We start from the raw sequence: 16,319 nt of genomic DNA, 5'->3' as shown, positions 1-16,319 counted from the left end.
TGCGCGATCTTGCGCGTTGCGACCATTTAGGCATATCATAGTATAAATTGCAAGAGGAGTAGGGAATGCGTCGTGCGAGGCGGTTTGCAGCATGGAGTTTGATGCTGGCGACGATTATTACACCGCTGGCGGCGCAGGTTCCACAGCATCCTGGCCGCGCCACCAATTTTGCCGAACGGCCCGCGATCGCTGTAGGCGTTGCCTGGTATCCCGAACATTGGCCGGAAGCGCGCTGGGACACGGATCTCAAGATGATGCGCGCGGCGGGCTTCAACACGGTGCGGCTGGCGGAATTTGCCTGGAGCCGGATGGAGCCGGCCGAGGGCCGCTTCGATTTTGCATGGCTCGATCGTGCCATTGCGGCGGCGCAGCGGCACGGCTTCATGGTGGTGCTGGGCACGCCCACCGCCGCGCCGCCCGCCTGGTTGACGCAGGCCTATCCCGACACGCTGCGGGTCGATGAAAATGGCACACGCGCCGGACATGGCGGGCGGCGGCATTTCTCCTTCGCCAGCGCTCGTTACCGTGTCTTCGCGCGCCGGATCGCGCAGGAAATGGCGAAACGCTATGGCCATCACGCGGCCATCGTTGGCTGGCAAATCGACAATGAAGTCGGCCCGCCGTCCTTCGATCCCGAATCGGTGGCCGCCTGGCACAAGTTCCTCAAGCAGCGCTATGGGACCATCGAAACCCTCAACGAACGCTGGGCCACCCAATATTGGAGCCAGCATTATGATGATTTCGATTCTGTGCCCTTGCACGCGACCGGCCAGCAAAATCCGGGCTTGTTGCTGGATTTCAAACATTTCACCAGCGCGACCTGGACCGGCTATGTGCAGGATCAGGCGCGGGTCATGCGTCCGCTGATCGACAGCCGCGCCTTCATCACCACGAACACGATGTTCTGGAACAGCGGCTTTGACCATTTCCAGATGCACCGCGATCTCGATATTGCCTCCTGGGACAATTATATCCCGGACGGTCGCCCCGACTGGGTCGCCAACGGCGCCAATCATGATCTGGTGCGCGGTTACAAGCGGCGCAATTTCTGGCTGATGGAAACGCAGCCGGGCCGGGTGGACTGGGTGCCGGTCAACCGGGCGCTCGACCCCGGACAGGTACGGGAAATGGCATGGCAGGCGGTGTCGCATGGTGCGGATGCGGTACTCTACTGGCAATGGCGTTCGGCGATGAACGGGCAGGAAACCTTTCATGGCGCCATATTGGGGCAGGATGGGCAGCCCAACCCGATATTGCCGGAAATCGCGCAAACCGCGAAGGGCATGACGGCCGCCGCGACGCTGCTAGCCGATACACAGCCGACCGCGAAGGTGGGCATGCTCTTCTCCTATGACAGTCGCTGGGCGATAGACATTCAGCGGCACAATAAGGATTTCGACCCCGTCAAATCCTTCGTCGCGACCTATCGTCCCTTCCGCGTCGCGTCGCAGGGCGTGCATATCCTGTCGGTGGATGACGCCCTGTCCGCCTATCCGATCGTTGTTGCGCCCAACCTCAACGTCATCACGCAGGCTCAGGCCGATCGGCTGGCTGCCTATGTGCGGGGGGGAGGGCATCTGCTGCTCGGGCCGCGATCGGGCATGAAGGACGACGCCAATGCGCTCTGGCCCCAGCGTCAGCCTGGCCCGCTGGGCGACCTTCTGGGCGGGCGGGTTAGTCAGTTCTATGCGCTGGACGAGACGGTTGGGGTCAAGGGCGGCTTTGGCACGGCGACGGCAAGCCTCTGGGCAGAAGCACTGGAGCCGACCGCGCCCGATACGCAGGTTCTTGCCACCTATTCGGAGCCGGGCGGCTGGCTGGACGGCAAGCCCGCGCTGCTCAGCCGGGCGGTGGGCAAGGGGCGGATCAGCTATCTGGGTGCATGGCTGGACGATGCGGCGATGCGAAGGATCGCCGATGACCTGCTGGCTCAGGCGAAGATCGCGCCGCTTGTTCCCTCGGCCCATCCCGATCTGGAAATCAGCGAGCGCGCGGGCGGCGGCAAGCGGGTGCTGATCGTCATCAATCATGGAAAGGAGCCGCGCCCGCTCACGCCGCCTTCGGGAGCGAGGCTGGCGCAGGGTGATTGGGCGAACGGCACGATGGCCGCGCACGGTGTCGCACTGTTCAATCTGGGGAAATGAAAAGAGGGGCGGCCGTTGTGCCGCCCCGCCATTTTACCAGGGTTTCGATCGCGCAACGGCAATGCCGCGCACATCGTTCGGCCAGTCGCCGCCCGTCGCGCAATAAAAATGATAAAGCGCGTCGTCATGATAGAGGATCGATGGCTTGTGCGCGAACTTGTCGTCGATCGACCCGCGCGGCCCGACGTCGATCAGTATCTCGTCCACCTTCTTGAAGCTGGTCAGACTGTCACCCAGCGCCAGCAGGTCGCGCGCCTTGCCGTCGCTGGCGAGGCCGAAGTAAAAGAGCGCCCATTGTTTTCCATGCCGCATCACCACCGGGTCGCTGGCAAAGCGCGAATCCCATGACTTGCCGGGTTCGCCATTGCGAACCAGCGGGCTGCCCGGATGGCGCTTCCAGGTCTTGAGGTCGGTGGAGGTGGCAAGGCCGGTCTGCTCGACCCATGGCTTGCCCCTGGTCTTGGCATTGTAGAACAGATAATAGGTGTCGCCCTCCTTGATCAGATAGGGCTTGTAGAGGCCACCTTCCTCCCATGGCGCGCCGTCCTGCGGGAACAGGATCGGCGGCGTGCGTTCCCAGTGCATCAGATCCTTGCTGAAGGCGAGGCCGATGACTGCTGGTCCTTCTTCATAGCCTGCGCTTGGATAGGCGTGCCATGCGCAGACATAACGCCCGTCGACCTTAAGCAGGCGACCGGGCGAGTGCATGTCATTTTCGCGCAGGGTGGAGGCGGACGCGATATTATAGCGCGTATAGGCATCATCGGGATCGCGGCCGAGGATGATGCCTTTGCGGGTCCATTGTATCAGGTCGTCGGACACGGCCAGCCCGGTCTGATAGCCGCCTCCGTCCCAGCCAACATAGGTCATGTGGAACTTGCCATCATGGCTGAAGACGAACGGGCAATCGACCAGCTTCTCGTCGAACGTCCCTTTCACGCCTGAACCGGCAAGTATTAGGCGGTCATATTTATAGGGCGTGCGATAGGGCGCGACAGGATCGGGGCGCGGCGCAATCGTTCGCGCGAATGCCCCGCTCTCGATCGCCCCATTGTGGATCATTAGCGTACCCGCGCCCAATAGGGTTGATCCGATAAAACGTCGCCGAGTTAGCCTGTTTGTCATCCTCGCCCCTCATTTTACGCCTGTCCTGCCGGCCGGGCTTCTTAAAAATCATATAATAACATCTATTATTTTGAAGATCAACGAATAGGGACATGGCGGGTAAATGATGAGATGCGCAAAGTTGGCTTGTGCCTCCTTCTTCGTTCTCGAACGAAACGTTTGGAGAGTTGGGAGGCGAATCAGTTTTCCAGCGGCCTCGTACTAACCGTATCGGGAAATTCCCTGCTCCTAAAAACTACGCTGTGTGGGCTCCGGTGACGGGATGGAGCGAGCAATTTCACCCCAAAATTCACCAACACCCCGGAATTGCAAAAAGCGGTAGGTATAGAAAAACCCGGCTAAGTCGTTAGACTTGCCGGGTTTTCCATGGTGGGCGTGGCAAGGATTGAACTTGCGACCCCTGCGATGTCAACACAGTGCTCTACCACTGAGCTACACGCCCACTTGGGAAGGCAGCGCATAGCGGCGGTCCTTGAGCCATGCAAGCGGGAATGTGTGAGAAAGATCATATTAGGCTGGTATTGGGCTGGACAGGGGAGGGGCATCCCATATGTTGCGCTGCACCAGGGGGACGCGCCAGCCATGCAACCATCACTATCACCGATCCAGACGACGCCCACATTGCCGCTTTATCGTCAGCTTTATGTCCAGGTGCTGGTCGCGATCGCGCTGGGTGTTCTCATCGGGCATTTCTGGCCGGAGACAGGCACGGCGCTCAAGCCTTTGGGGGACGCGTTCATCAAGCTGGTGAAGATGATCATCGCACCGGTGATCTTCCTGACCCTCGTCACCGGTATTGCCGGGATGAAGGAACTCGGCTCCATCGGTCGCGTCGCGGGCAAGGCGTTCGGCTATTTCCTGACTTTCTCCACCCTGGCGCTGATCGTGGGGCTGATCGTCGGCAATGTGCTGCAACCGGGGGCGGGTCTCAACATCGACCCGGCGACGCTCGACGCGGGCAAGGTCGCCGATTTCGCGCATCAGGCGCATGAGCGCACGCTGACGGCCTTTCTGATGGAGATCATACCCTCGACCATGGTGTCGGCGGTCGCGGACGGCAATATCCTGCAGGTGTTGTTCGTCGCGATCCTGTTCGGAATCGCGCTGACCATGATTGGCGACAAGGCGCAACCGCTGTTGACCGTCCTTGAATCGGCCAGCCATGCTGTCTTCAAGCTCGTTTCCCTGCTGATGAAGGCGGCGCCGATCGGCGCCTTTGGAGCGATGGCCTTCACTATCGGTCAATATGGCGTCGGGACGCTGCTCAACCTCGCGGGGCTGGTCGCGACCTTCTACCTCACTTCGCTGCTATTCGTGTTGGTGGTGCTGGGCATCGTGGCGCGACTGGTGGGCTTCAACATCCTGCACCTGATCCGCTATCTGAAGGCGGAACTGCTGCTGGTACTCGGCACCTCCTCGTCCGAAGCGGCGCTGCCCAGCCTGATCGAGAAGATGGAGCGGGCCGGGTGCCGCAAGTCCGTGGTCGGGCTGGTCGTGCCCACCGGCTACAGCTTCAACCTGGATGGCACGAACATCTACATGACGCTGGCGGCGCTGTTCATTGCGCAGGCGACCAATGTGCATCTCAGTCTTCAGGAGCAGATATTGCTGCTGCTGGTGGCGATGATCTCGTCCAAGGGGGCGGCGGGCGTTACTGGCGCGGGCTTCATCACGCTTGCAGCCACGCTGTCCATCGTGCCGTCGGTGCCGGTTGCTGGCATGGCGCTGATCCTGGGCGTCGATCGCTTCATGAGCGAATGCCGCAGCCTCACCAATTTCATCGGCAATGCCGTCGCGACGGTGGTGGTGTCAGCCTGGGAAAAGGGGCTGGACCGGGAACGTTTCGACGCGGCCATGGCGGGCATTCCTCTCAATCCCACACCCGACATGCAGGAAGTGGTGCCCGACTGACGCGTTTCAGATTACCGGATAGCGCAGCCGCCCGATGAAACGCGACAGGCTTAACCGCTCGCCATCGCCGGAACCCAGCAGCCGTGCCTTCGTCTTCTCGAACCGCATGACCCCATCGATCCGCCGGGCAAGGAAGGCGCGCGTGTCGGCATGGCCTTCGCTCTCATCGTCGACAAAGGCCAGCAATGTCGTTGCATAGAGGGCGCCCAGCGACGCGCGCTTGCTGTAATGATTATAGTCGGTGCTGGTGTCGCCTGCCGCGCGCCACATGACATCAGCGGCGCGCCAGCCCAGCTTGCCTGCGCGCACCACATTGGTCGGCATCGCCAGCACCGCCATCGCCCGGCGCAGCGCCTCCCGGTCGCGGGACAGCAGCATCAGCCGTGCCTCGACCAGCGCAGTGATCTTTTGCCGGATCGACATCGCGGCCAGCGCTTGGGGCGGCAGCGCGTCGAGCATTCGGGCATCGATATGCGCGAACCAGGCGTCGATCATCTCCATCGCGCCGCCGGGAAAGGCGAGGGCAGCGACATCCGCATCCACCCCAATGTCACCCGCCGCCATTGGCAGGACCGCTGCGCGCCAGCCGTCAAAGGCCGCATGGCGGGCAATGGCGGGCGCCAGCGCGGCGCGAATTTCGTCGAGGGTCGGATCGGCAGGCAGATCGGTCATGGGGGTAATCTAGGCCTTCACCGGGAGCCGCACAAGGATCAGCGCAATGGCGATGGCGACTGCGCCCATCAGGTCCGTGGGCGTCACCGTCTCGCCAAACAGTATCCAGCCGATCAGCGCTGCGACCACCGGCTGAAGCAGCAGGCTGAGGCCCAGGATCAGGGGCGAGAACCAACCCATCGCATAGACCATCAGGCCCTGACCGACGAGCTGGCTGGACAGTGCCAGCACGATTACCCACGTCCAGTCGGTCGGCATGATCTTCTCACCCAGCGCCATGGCGAAGGCCAGGGTAGGCAGCGTCGCGGCGACGGTCGCGACCGTCAGCACGGACCAACTGCCCAGCTTTCGGCGCGCGCCCTGGAGAAGCAGGAAATAGAAGGTGTAGAGAAAGCCCGCGAACAGACAGAGCAGATCGCCCTTCAGATAGCGGGGCGACGTTTCATAACTGCCGCCCATCAGCACCAATGTCCCGACGGCAGCCAAGGCTATCGCAATCTTCTGCCATTTACCCGGTGTCTGGCGCAGCACCACGATGCCCCAAAGGGGCAAGAGCAAGGCGCTGATATTGCCGAACACAGTGGCATTGGCGACTTTCGTGTGCAGGATGCCCAGATGCCAGCTTGCAAGATCACCGGCGAAGAACAGGCCGGCAAGGCCCATCAGGCCCCATTCGCCAGCCGACAGCCGCGCTTGCGTCAGTTCCTTACGCGCCAATAGCAGCAGAAAGGGGAGCGCGATCGCCAGTCGCCAAAAGGCGGCCGCCGTTGGGCCAACATCGGTCAGCCGCACCAGCACGGGGCCAAAGGCAAGGACGATATTGCCCAGGATCAGGGCGGGAAAAGCCAGACGCGGTGTACCAATCGACGCGGCGGGGGTTGAATGCGACATGCGCGCTCCCTAGCTGGCTTTGGCACACAAGTCCCGTTGCAATATGCAACTATATAAATAAGGGAAATTCCATGCCCAGCCTGTTCGATCCGATCCAGCTTGGCGCGATTGCCGCGCCCAATCGCATATTGATGGCGCCACTGACACGCGGGCGCGCCACGCGCGGCCATGTGCCCACGACCATCATGGCGGATTATTATAAGCAGCGCGCGGGCGCGGGGCTTATCATCAGTGAGGCGACCGGCATTTCGCAGCAGGGGCTGGGCTGGCCCTTTGCGCCGGGCCTCTGGAGTGACGAGCAGGTCGCGGCATGGAAGCCCGTAACCGCTGCCGTTCAGGCGCGCGGCGGGCATATCGTCGCGCAGCTCTGGCATATGGGCCGGATCGTCCACTCCTCGCTGGGGGGCGAGCAGCCGGTGTCGTCCAGCGCCACCGCCGCTCCGGGCGACGCCCATACCTATGACGGCAAGCAGCCTTTTGAGGTCGCTCGTCCGCTGGGCGTCGATGAAATCCCGGGGTTGATCGCCGATTATGTGACCGCCGCGCGCAACGCGCTGGAGGCCGGGTTCGACGGCGTGCAAATTCATGCTGCCAATGGCTATTTGATCGACCAGTTTCTGCGCGACGGCGCCAATCATCGCGACGACCTCTATGGCGGCAGCCCCGAAAACCGCATTCGCCTTCTCCGCGAAGTGACGCAGGCGGTGGCCGATGCGATTGGCGCGGATCGCACCTCGGTCCGTCTGTCGCCCAATGGCGATAGCCAGGGGGTGGATGACAGTGATCCCGCCAGTCTGTTCGCTGTCGCCGCGCGCGCGCTCGACGCGATCGGCATCGCCTTTCTGGAACTGCGTGAGCCTGGCCCGGACGGCAGCTTCGGCTCGACCGACGTGCCGCGCCAGTCGCCGCTGATTCGGCAATATTTTTCGGGGCCATTGGTGCTGAACAGCGATTATGATCTGGCGCGCGCGCAGGCGGATCTGGATAGCGGCCTTGCCGACGCGATCAGCTTCGGCCGGCCATTCCTTGCCAATCCCGACCTTATCGATCGGTTTAAGATCGGCGCGCCGGTCAATCAGGCGCCAATGGCGGCCTTCTACAGCCAGGGCGCGGAAGGCTATACTGACTTTCCAACGCTGGATGAGGAAGCGGCGCAAGCGGCTTGACCATAATGGCCTGAAGAGTGAGTATCGGTCCGGTATTAACCGGACCGATACTTTTGCATTTTAGGCGAAGCGCTCGCGCAGGCCCAGCATGGCGATGGCGGCCTTGGCGGCCTCGCCACCCTTGTTCTTCTCTGTCATGCGGGCGCGGGTCAGGGCCTGCGCCTCATTCTCGACCGTCAGGATGCCGTTGCCGATGGCGATGCCATCCATGCTCAACGCCATCAGGCCGCGCGCGCTCTCGTTCGACACGACTTCGAAATGATAGGTCTCGCCGCGAATGACCACGCCGATCGCGACAAAGCCGTCATAGCGTCCCGTTTCCGCGGCCATCGCGATCGCGCCGGGAATTTCCAGCGCGCCGGGCACGGTGATCACCTCATATTTATGTCCTTCATCGTCCAGCGCCGCCTTGGCACCTTCGATCAGCAGGTCGTTGAGATGGGTATAGAATCGTGCCTCGACGATCAGGAATTTCGCCATATTTGTCTGTCCTTTCAGGCTGCAACCGGCTGCGGAGTGACCGGCACGGGGGCAAGCGGCTGATGCCCTACGACAGCCAGGTCATAGCCGTCCAGTGCGATCAGGCTGTGATGGCTGTTGGACAGCAACACCATGTCATGCACGCCCAGTTCCGCCAGGATTTGTGCGCCCACGCCATAGTCGCGCAACTCATCCATATTGCCATCATGCGTGCCGGCATGATGCCGGATCAACTGGGTCAGCATGTCATTATCCTCGTTCCGGTTGGCCAGGATGACGACCACGCCTGCGCCCTCCTTGCCGATGATCTCCATCGACCGGGCGAGCAGGTCGCCGCGCGGACCTTCCAGCCCGAACATGTCGTTCAGCGGCGAAAGTTGGTGCATTCGCACCAGTGTCGGCTTGTCGGCCTCGATCCGCCCCTTTTGCAGAACGATCTGCTCGGTCTCGGTCGCCTTGTTGTAGAAGGTGATAGCCTTCCACTGGCCGCCCCATTTGCTGGTGAAGCTGGCCTCCGCCCGGCGCACGACCATATGGTCGTGGCGGCGGCGATAGGCGATCAGGTCGCGGATCGTGCCGATCTTCATCCGGTGCTTGGCGGCAAAGACGAACAGGTCGTCCAGCCGCGCCATCGTGCCGTCATCCTTCATCACTTCGCAGATGACACCCGACGGGTTCAGGCCCGCCAGTCGCGCCACGTCGACCGCTGCTTCGGTATGGCCGGTGCGGACCAGTACGCCGCCCTCCTTGGCGATCAGCGGAAAGACATGACCGGGGGTGACGATGTCCTGCGGTCCCTTGGACCCGTCGATCGCGACCGACACGGTGCGCGCCCGGTCGGCGGCGCTGATGCCGGTATCCACACCATCGCGGGCCTCGATCGACACGGTAAAAGCAGTCTGGTGGCGGGTACCGTTCTCGCGACTCATCAGGTCCAGGCCCAACTGGTCGACCCGCGTCTTGGTCAGCGCCAGGCAGATGAGGCCGCGCCCGTGCGTCGCCATGAAGTTGATGGCGTCGGGCGTCGCCATCTGCGCCGGGATCACCAGATCACCTTCATTCTCCCGATCTTCGTCATCGACCAGAATGAACATGCGGCCATTGCGGGCCTCGTTGATGATTTCTTCGGGGGAGGCGAGGGCGGTGCCGCCCTCGCGCTTTTGCAGATAGGCTTCCAGCTTGCCCAGCGTGTCGGCTGTCGGGTTCCAGTCCGTCTCGCCCAGACGGCGCAGGCTGTTGGCGTGCAGCCCGGCGGCGCGGGCAAGGCCGGATCGCGACAATCCCCCTTCGGAGACGAGCGAGCGGAGGGTTTCGATCAGCGATGTGGACATGATGTGCGCCTTCTGAACAATTCAGTAGGCCACCAATATCACACCACAGTGTGATATATTCAAGTCAAAATTCACATTGCTGACGTTGAAGGCTCTGCATTCGGTCGAGATAACGGGCCAGTACGTCGATTTCGAGGTTGAAGGCACGGCCCGCATCCAGCCGGTCCAGCGTCGTCGCGGCGGCGGTGTGAGGGATGATATTCAGCGCGAAATGGCAGCTGCCATCGGCCTGATCCTCGATGCTGTTGACGGTCAGGGAGATGCCATCAACCGTGATCGACCCTTTGGCCGCGAGCGCAGGGGCGAGGGCGGCGGCGGCGGCGATCACCAATGTGATCGAATCGCCGACCGGAGTCGCGGAGACCAAAGTGCCGATGCCATCGACATGGCCGGTGACGATATGCCCGCCCAGTTCGTCGCCGACCTTGAGCGCGCGCTCAAGGTTGAGGCGTCCGCCCATGGTCCACAGCCCCGGCGCGGTGCGCGCGACCGTTTCGGCCGACAGGTCGACCGCGAACCAGTCGTCGCCCTTCTCCACGACCGTCAGGCATGCGCCCGAACAGGCGATCGACGCGCCGATCGCGACCGAATCCATGGCATAGCTGCAACCGATGGCCAGCCGCAGGTCGCCGCGTTGCTCTGCCTGATTGATGGCGCCGATGTCGGTGATGATGCCGGTGAACATGGGTCGATCGTCCTGATGAAGCTGAGGTGCGCTTAGGCGCTGCGAACGGCCTCGTAAACCTCCAGCCGGTCGATGCCCAGCATCCGGGTGTCGGTCAGCCGCCAACGCCCATGCGCCGTGCTGAGGTCAGTGAGGCCAATGTCGCCAATCCCCGGCAGTCCGTCGCCAATCAGGATCGGCGCGCGATACAGCAGCAACCGATCGACCAGTCCCGTGCGCAGGAAGGCGGCGGCCGTTTCCGCGCCACCCTCGACCAGCAGATGATCGACCCGTTCCAGCGCGGATATCTGTTCTGGTGCGGTAATCGCGTTCCACCCTTGCGGCACTGTTCCCCGCGTCAGCACCAGCCGACGGGGCGAGCGATCCTCAAGACCCCGGACCCGCACGTCGAGCGTCGGCGCATCGGCGCGCAATGTGCCACCGCCCACCAGAATTGCGTCATGCATCGCGCGTTCGACATGGGCATGCGCACGCGCCTCCGCGCCAGTAATCCAGCGGCTCGACCCATCGGGCAGGGCGATCCGCCCATCCAGCGAGAGGCCCAGCTTCAATGTTACATGCGGTCGCCCCTGCGTTTGGCGCAGCACGAATCCCGCCATGGCGGCGGCGGCCTCTTTGGCCATCAGCCCCATCTCGACGGTGATGCCCTGCGCCTTCAGATGGCCTGCGCCCTGTCCGTCGGTGCGGGGGTCAGGGTCTTGCAGGGCGATCACTACGCGCTCAACGCCCGCCCGGACCATCAGGTCGGCACAGCGCGGCCCGCGCGGCGACAGATGAAAACATGGCTCCAGCGTCACATAGGCCGTGGCCCCGCGCGCCCGGTCCATCGCCTGCTCCAGCGCCTGCGCCTCGGCATGGGGGCGCCCGCCCTTCTGGGTCCAGCCGCGTCCGACGACGCGATTCTCGCGCACGATCAGGCAGCCGACATTGGGATTGGGCGTGGAAAGCCCCCGTCCGCGCCGCGACAGGGCGATGGCCGCAGCCATGTAACGGTGGTCGTCGAGTGTTCCGGTCAAGCGTGGGGCCGAAAGATCAGGGCTGCTGGGCCGGCGCAACGCTACCTTCGGTCGCTTCCGCCTTGGCGAGTCGCGCGTCGAGCTGGGCGTTGATGTCTTTCAGGGCTTTGTCGCGTCGCAATTTGTTGCGCTCAGCGTCCGTGCGCCAATCAATGCCGAATGCGTCGGCCAGGCCCTGCATTTCGCGCTGCTGGGTCTTCAATATCGCTTCGCCCTTCGCAATGTCCATCTTCTGCTGAAGAATGACGGCTGCGTCCGTGCGGTTCGCGTCCCAGCTTTTGACGTATATGATCTTGTTGCGGGTCGGCATCGTGTTGGTGTTGCCGTCAACGATGAACCCCCAGATGATGACCCAGGTGATCGCGGCCGACAGGCCCAGAATCGGCCATTTATGCGGCCGATTCTCGCGGAAATAGCTCCACAGGTCGCCAGCGGCGCTTTTGGGAGAAACGGGACGGGGAAAGATCGCCATGGTCGTTAATATAGGGGAAGCTGGCGCTTATGCAAAGTGCCTGCGGGCAAAGCGCCCCTCCGCCTTCAGTCCTTCTTCGTCTTGAGCGCCAGCAGCGCCGCGAAGGGGCTGGCCTGTTCCTCGCTCATCACACCCGCTGCGCGCAGCACGGCGTCGGCGTCCGCCGCGCGGGGATAGGGTTCCATCGCCAGCGCCATCGTCTCGGCCACCGCTTCGCCCATGTCGATCGCGTCGCCGGTAAAGCCGATCGTGTCGCAATCCTCCGCGTCGAGTTCCAGTTCCTCACCCTCCGGCACGCTTTCGCCCTCGCGCACGAAGCGCAGGACGAAAGGCGCGTCGATCGTCTCGGGTACCGCCGTTGCGGTGGCCACGCAGGGCTGGGCCAGGGCCGCGCGCACGCGGCCGCGCGCCATCACCGCGTCGCCCTCGACGCTCAGCGCATAGTCTGCTTCCAGCCGGTCGAGCGCCAGCAGTCCGAAGCGAGGTATCAGCGCCGCACGTTCCTCTGGGCTGGCGCTGATCATGACGCTGTCGGCATGGCGTCCCAATTGGTCGAGACGCACGGGGCGCGAAAATTCAGGGGCAGGCAAAGCTGAAGCAGATTGCGTGGTCATCCGATGTCTCCCGTCAGCATCCTGTCCAGCGGCACGGCGAGTCGCCGCGCCCAGCCTGAACGTATCTCCGCCTCCGCATGCGCCAGTGCGGCGGGATCGGGCGCCTGTCCGCGATACAAGTTCCGAACCAGTGCTTCGTTCAGCGGCGCATCACCGTTCAGCGCGTCGCGATAGGCGGCGATCCGGCCGCCCAATGCGCTCATCATCCGGCCGACATGCTTGCCGACCACGACGTCACCCACGCCTTCCTCGCGCAACTGACCGTCCATGTCGTCCACGAACAATTCGGTCAGCCAGACGCTTTCCTGCGCCGTGCCATCGCGCTCCAGCCGCAGCAGGACTTGTGCCAGCGTGGCGACGATCATGTCGAACCGGCCGTCCAGCGTGTCGGGCACCTGACCAAGCGCATACCAGTGTTCGGCGCGTCCCTCGACGATGATGGCGTTATAGAGCGGGCGCATCTTTTCCCTGGAATCGGTGCGACCAAACAGGCGGGACAGGAAGGAAGGGGCGGGGCTGGACATGGGCAAGCGGCATTCTATCGTCTTGGGCAAAAGGCACGGCGGGCAGCGCCTCTTATGCGGTTAAGCGCGCTGGCCTTGTAGTGGTCTGCGCGATTCCATATTGATTGGAGCGCCGCCCAATGCAATGGCTGCGGCAGGATTGCCAGTTTTTTGGGCGCGCGTTCCCACGCGTCCCGCCAGGAGAATTTCATGCCCCAGTTCAGCCGTCACACCCGCAGCGGGCGTATCATGCTCGCGGTCGGCCTTTGCGCGGCGGTGCTGGGCGCATCGGGCTGCACCCGCGTCCGCTCGCATCAGGGCTATCAGGTCGACAAGCTGCTGGTCGATTCGGTGCAACCGGGTATCGACAACCGCGCGTCGGTGGAAGGCACGCTGGGCCGCCCCAGCTTCGCTTCGCAATTCGGGGAGCAGGACTGGTATTATGTGTCCCGCGACATGCGCCAGCTGGCCTTCGCCAACCCCCGCCCGGTCGACCAGACGGTGCTGCACATCCGCTTTGACGCGGCGGGCAATGTCACGACGGTCGATCGCATGGGGCTGGAGCAGGTCGCGAAAATCTCGCCCATGGGTGACAAGACCCCGACGCTGGGCCGCAACCGCAGTCTGTTCGACGAAATCTTCGGCAATATCGGCGCGGTCGGCGCTGGCGGCATGGGCGGCCAGGGCGGCGGCAACACGGGTCCGGGACCGAACGGCAGCTAGGGTCGATCGACCCTAGTCCATTTCGTTATTGACCGTCGATCAGGGCACGAACGGCGCGGCGACCTCTGGCGGCACACGCATGATGCGGCCTGACGCCTTCTCCACGATCGCCCAGGTCGATTTCGCCGCCACCTTCACCTTGCCGTCCGGCCCGGTAAATTCCATCAATCGGTCGAACCGCGCCCCGCGCGGCGGTGCGCCGATCCAGGTGCGCGCCTCCACCGTCTGGCCTTCCGTCACATTGCCGCGATAGTCGATTTCGTGCCTGGTCACGACCCAAACATAGGCGTCGACATGGGCAGGATCGGCGTCCCGCGTCCAATGCTCGGTCGCCACCTGCTCCATCCACTGCACCCACACCGCATTGTTCACATGGCCCAGCACGTCGATATGCTCAGGTGTTGCGGTGATGGAGCAAGTGTAGCTGGATGCCATTGCCTTATCCTTCGATACCCATTTGCCACAGGATGAAGGCGAATTCCTCCGCCGTCTCCTCCAGGCTTTCGAACCGGCCCGACTTGCCGCCATGTCCCGCGCCCATATTGGTCTTGAGCAGCAGGATATTGTCGTCGGTCTTGGTCGCGCGCAGTTTCGCCACCCATTTGGCCGGCTCCCAATAGGTAACGCGCGGGTCATTGAGACCCGCTGTCACCATCAGCGGTGGATAAGCCTGCGACTTCACCCCATTATAGGGGTCATAGGCCAGGATCGTCTCGAACGCCGCCTTGTCCTCGATCGGGTTGCCCCATTCGGGCCATTCGCCCGGCGTCAGCGGCAGCGTCTCGTCCAACATCGTGTTCAGCACATCGACGAACGGCACATGCGCCACCACTGCGCCCCACAGGTCGGGATCGCTGTTCATCACCGCGCCCATCAGCTCGCCACCCGCCGATCCGCCCGAAATGGTGATCCGCCCGGCGCTGCTATAGCCAAGTTCGATCAGCCCCTTCGCCACATCGACGAAATCGTTGAATGTGTTGGTCCGCTTCTCCAGCTTCCCGTCCAGATACCATTGCTGGCCCAGATCGTCGCCACCGCGAATATGCGCCAGCGCAAAGGCAAAGCCCCGGTCGAGCAGCGAAAGCCGCACGGTCGAGAAGCCCGGCTCCATCGCCATGCCATAGGCGCCATAGCCATAAAGGTGCAGCGGCGCGCTGCCGTCACGCGGGAAATCCCTGGCATAGACGATCGACACCGGGACCATGGTGCCGTCGCGCGCGGCTATCTCCAGCCGTTCGGTCGCATAGCGGCTGGCGTCATAGCCCGACGGGATTTCCTGAACCTTCAGCAACGCCTTCTCGCCGCTGTCGAGATGATAGTCGTAGATCGTGTCGGGCGTGACCATCGATTCATAACCGATGCGCAGCTTGGTCACGTCATATTCGGGATTGTCGTCCAGTGACGCGGAATAGCTGGCCTCGGGGAAGGACAGGCGCTTGACCCCGTGGGTCGCATAATCGCGCAGTTCGATCTGGTCCAACCCGTCCTGCCGCCCTTCGGTGACGTAGAAGCGTTTGAACAGGGTGAAGTCGGTCAGGTAGAAATGCGGATCGGGCGCAATCACTTCGGTCCAATCGCCGGGCGCGTCCATCGCCGCCGTCACCAGCCGGAAATTGGGATGGGTGTCGTTGGTGCGGATATAGAGCGTGCCCTCATGCTCATCGACATCATATTCGCGCCCCGGCTGCCGCGCCGCCACCAGCATCGGCTTTGCGGTCGGATTGTCGGCGGGCACCAGCCACGCCTCGGTCGTCACATGGTCGCCGGTCGCCAGCACGATCCACTTTTCCGAAGAGGTAAGGCCGATCGAGACACGGAACCCCTCATCCGCCTCATGGAACAGCTCGACATCGCTCTCCACCGGCGTGCCCAGCCAATGCAGCCGCGCATTGTCCGTCCGCCAATTGTCATTGGCCAACCCATAGAGCAGCCCCTTATTGTCGCTGGTCCACACCAGCGTCGATAGAGTGCCGGGAATGACTTCGGGCAGCAGTTCGCCCGAGAACAGATCCTTTATCCGCGCCTCGAACCGTTCCGACCCGTCATCGTCGATCGCATAGGCGAGGTAGCGGCCATCCGGACTCACTGACATCGCGCCCAGCCGGAAATAGTCATGCCCTTCCGCCAGCGCGGTTTCGTCCAGGATCAGTTGATCCTCGCCTCCGGCCACGGGCTTGCGATACCATTTGCGATATTGCGCGCCGGTTTCGAATGCGCGCCAATACAGAAAGTCGCCATCCTTTTGCGGGACGGAACTGTCATCCTCCTTGATCCGCCCCTTCATCTCGGCGAACAGCCTGTCGGTCAGCGGCTTGTGGGGCTTCATCGCTCCCTCAAACCAGGCATTTTCGGCCTTTAGATAGGACAGGACATCCTTGTCCTTCACATCAGGATAGCCCGGATCGCGCAGCCAGGCCCATTGATCCTCCACCTTGATACCGTGGCGCTCAAAGCTGTGCGGGCGCTTGGCGGCTGAAGGAGGGCCGGGGGGCGGCGTCGAGGCGTTGGTCATTCACTATCCATCTTGCAAAGAAAAGGCGGTCGATCGGCGGTGCTGGCATCCGCCGCTGCTCCCGCCTATGTTGG

16 protein-coding genes and 1 tRNA gene are annotated in these 16,319 nt (G+C 63.0%); 4 read left to right on the top strand and 13 right to left on the bottom strand.

The window, feature by feature from the left end:
- Positions 1 to 101: 101 nt before the first annotated feature.
- A complete protein-coding gene (locus WFR25_RS21960) occupies positions 102 to 2,144 on the top strand; it encodes a beta-galactosidase (protein ID WP_336973695.1) in 2,043 nt (680 codons plus the stop codon).
- 33 nt (positions 2,145 to 2,177) lie between these two features.
- Here the strand turns inward: WFR25_RS21960 and WFR25_RS21955 are convergent, their stop codons facing one another.
- Both WFR25_RS21955 and WFR25_RS21950 read right to left on the bottom strand, forming a co-directional pair.
- Positions 2,178 to 3,206, bottom strand: a complete 1,029-nt coding sequence (locus WFR25_RS21955; protein WP_336973694.1) for a family 43 glycosylhydrolase — start codon at positions 3,204 to 3,206, stop codon at positions 2,178 to 2,180.
- Positions 3,207 to 3,636: 430 nt separating this feature from the next.
- Positions 3,637 to 3,711, bottom strand: a tRNA-Val gene (locus WFR25_RS21950).
- Between the two features lie 140 nt (positions 3,712 to 3,851).
- Between WFR25_RS21950 and WFR25_RS21945 the strand changes: the two genes are divergently transcribed.
- Positions 3,852 to 5,180, top strand: coding sequence for a dicarboxylate/amino acid:cation symporter (locus WFR25_RS21945; protein ID WP_336973693.1), 1,329 nt, complete (start codon positions 3,852 to 3,854; stop codon positions 5,178 to 5,180).
- Positions 5,181 to 5,186: 6 nt separating this feature from the next.
- Here the strand turns inward: WFR25_RS21945 and WFR25_RS21940 are convergent, their stop codons facing one another.
- Both WFR25_RS21940 and WFR25_RS21935 read right to left on the bottom strand, forming a co-directional pair.
- Positions 5,187 to 5,852 (bottom strand): COQ9 family protein, encoded by a 666-nt coding sequence (locus tag WFR25_RS21940; protein WP_336973692.1) that lies wholly within the window; start codon positions 5,850 to 5,852, stop codon positions 5,187 to 5,189.
- Between the two features lie 9 nt (positions 5,853 to 5,861).
- The gene (locus WFR25_RS21935; protein ID WP_336973691.1) at positions 5,862 to 6,743 is read right to left on the bottom strand and encodes a DMT family transporter; all 882 of its coding nucleotides are present in this window, start codon (positions 6,741 to 6,743) and stop codon (positions 5,862 to 5,864) included.
- A 71-nt stretch (positions 6,744 to 6,814) separates the two neighbouring features.
- On the opposite strand from WFR25_RS21935, the gene WFR25_RS21930 reads away from it, so the two are divergent.
- Positions 6,815 to 7,909 (top strand): alkene reductase, encoded by a 1,095-nt coding sequence (locus tag WFR25_RS21930; protein ID WP_336973690.1) that lies wholly within the window; start codon positions 6,815 to 6,817, stop codon positions 7,907 to 7,909.
- A gap of 60 nt (positions 7,910 to 7,969) precedes the next feature.
- On the opposite strand, the gene ribH is transcribed toward WFR25_RS21930, so the two are convergent.
- The 7 genes from ribH to WFR25_RS21895 form a co-directional block, all read right to left on the bottom strand.
- Complete coding sequence (gene ribH / locus WFR25_RS21925; protein ID WP_336973689.1) at positions 7,970 to 8,389, bottom strand: 6,7-dimethyl-8-ribityllumazine synthase; 420 nt, start codon at positions 8,387 to 8,389, stop codon at positions 7,970 to 7,972.
- A gap of 14 nt (positions 8,390 to 8,403) precedes the next feature.
- Positions 8,404 to 9,720, bottom strand: coding sequence for a 3,4-dihydroxy-2-butanone-4-phosphate synthase (ribB, locus tag WFR25_RS21920; RefSeq protein WP_336973688.1), 1,317 nt, complete (start codon positions 9,718 to 9,720; stop codon positions 8,404 to 8,406).
- Between the two features lie 64 nt (positions 9,721 to 9,784).
- Positions 9,785 to 10,405, bottom strand: a complete 621-nt coding sequence (locus WFR25_RS21915; RefSeq protein WP_336973686.1) for a riboflavin synthase — start codon at positions 10,403 to 10,405, stop codon at positions 9,785 to 9,787.
- A 32-nt stretch (positions 10,406 to 10,437) separates the two neighbouring features.
- Entirely contained in the window at positions 10,438 to 11,421 is a 984-nt protein-coding gene (gene ribD, locus WFR25_RS21910) for a bifunctional diaminohydroxyphosphoribosylaminopyrimidine deaminase/5-amino-6-(5-phosphoribosylamino)uracil reductase RibD (RefSeq protein WP_336973685.1), read from the bottom strand.
- 16 nt (positions 11,422 to 11,437) lie between these two features.
- Positions 11,438 to 11,893, bottom strand: a complete 456-nt coding sequence (locus WFR25_RS21905) for a hypothetical protein (RefSeq protein ID WP_336973684.1) — start codon at positions 11,891 to 11,893, stop codon at positions 11,438 to 11,440.
- A 65-nt stretch (positions 11,894 to 11,958) separates the two neighbouring features.
- Positions 11,959 to 12,507, bottom strand: coding sequence for a DUF177 domain-containing protein (locus WFR25_RS21900; RefSeq protein ID WP_336973682.1), 549 nt, complete (start codon positions 12,505 to 12,507; stop codon positions 11,959 to 11,961).
- Positions 12,504 to 13,031: a ubiquinol-cytochrome C chaperone family protein gene (locus WFR25_RS21895; protein WP_336973681.1), complete on the bottom strand. Its 528-nt coding sequence runs from the start codon at positions 13,029 to 13,031 to the stop codon at positions 12,504 to 12,506. Before WFR25_RS21895 ends, WFR25_RS21900 begins: the two co-directional genes overlap by 4 nt.
- A 189-nt stretch (positions 13,032 to 13,220) precedes the next feature.
- Between WFR25_RS21895 and WFR25_RS21890 the strand changes: the two genes are divergently transcribed.
- On the top strand, positions 13,221 to 13,733 hold the full coding sequence (locus WFR25_RS21890; protein WP_336973680.1) for an outer membrane protein assembly factor BamE: 513 nt from the start codon (positions 13,221 to 13,223) through the stop codon (positions 13,731 to 13,733).
- Between the two features lie 39 nt (positions 13,734 to 13,772).
- Here WFR25_RS21890 and WFR25_RS21885 read toward each other — a convergent pair whose 3' ends face one another.
- Positions 13,773 to 14,168 (bottom strand): acyl-CoA thioesterase, encoded by a 396-nt coding sequence (locus tag WFR25_RS21885; RefSeq protein WP_336973677.1) that lies wholly within the window; start codon positions 14,166 to 14,168, stop codon positions 13,773 to 13,775.
- 4 nt (positions 14,169 to 14,172) lie between these two features.
- The gene (locus WFR25_RS21880) at positions 14,173 to 16,245 is read right to left on the bottom strand and encodes a S9 family peptidase (protein ID WP_336973676.1); all 2,073 of its coding nucleotides are present in this window, start codon (positions 16,243 to 16,245) and stop codon (positions 14,173 to 14,175) included.
- Positions 16,246 to 16,319 lie beyond the last annotated feature (74 nt).

Origin of the sequence: Sphingobium aromaticiconvertens (assembly GCF_037154075.1) — a bacterium.
Taxonomy (GTDB): Bacteria; Pseudomonadota; Alphaproteobacteria; order Sphingomonadales; family Sphingomonadaceae; genus Sphingobium; species Sphingobium aromaticiconvertens.
The sequence above is the reverse complement of the archived record's forward strand: the minus strand, read 5'-3'. Positions and strand labels throughout refer to the sequence as shown.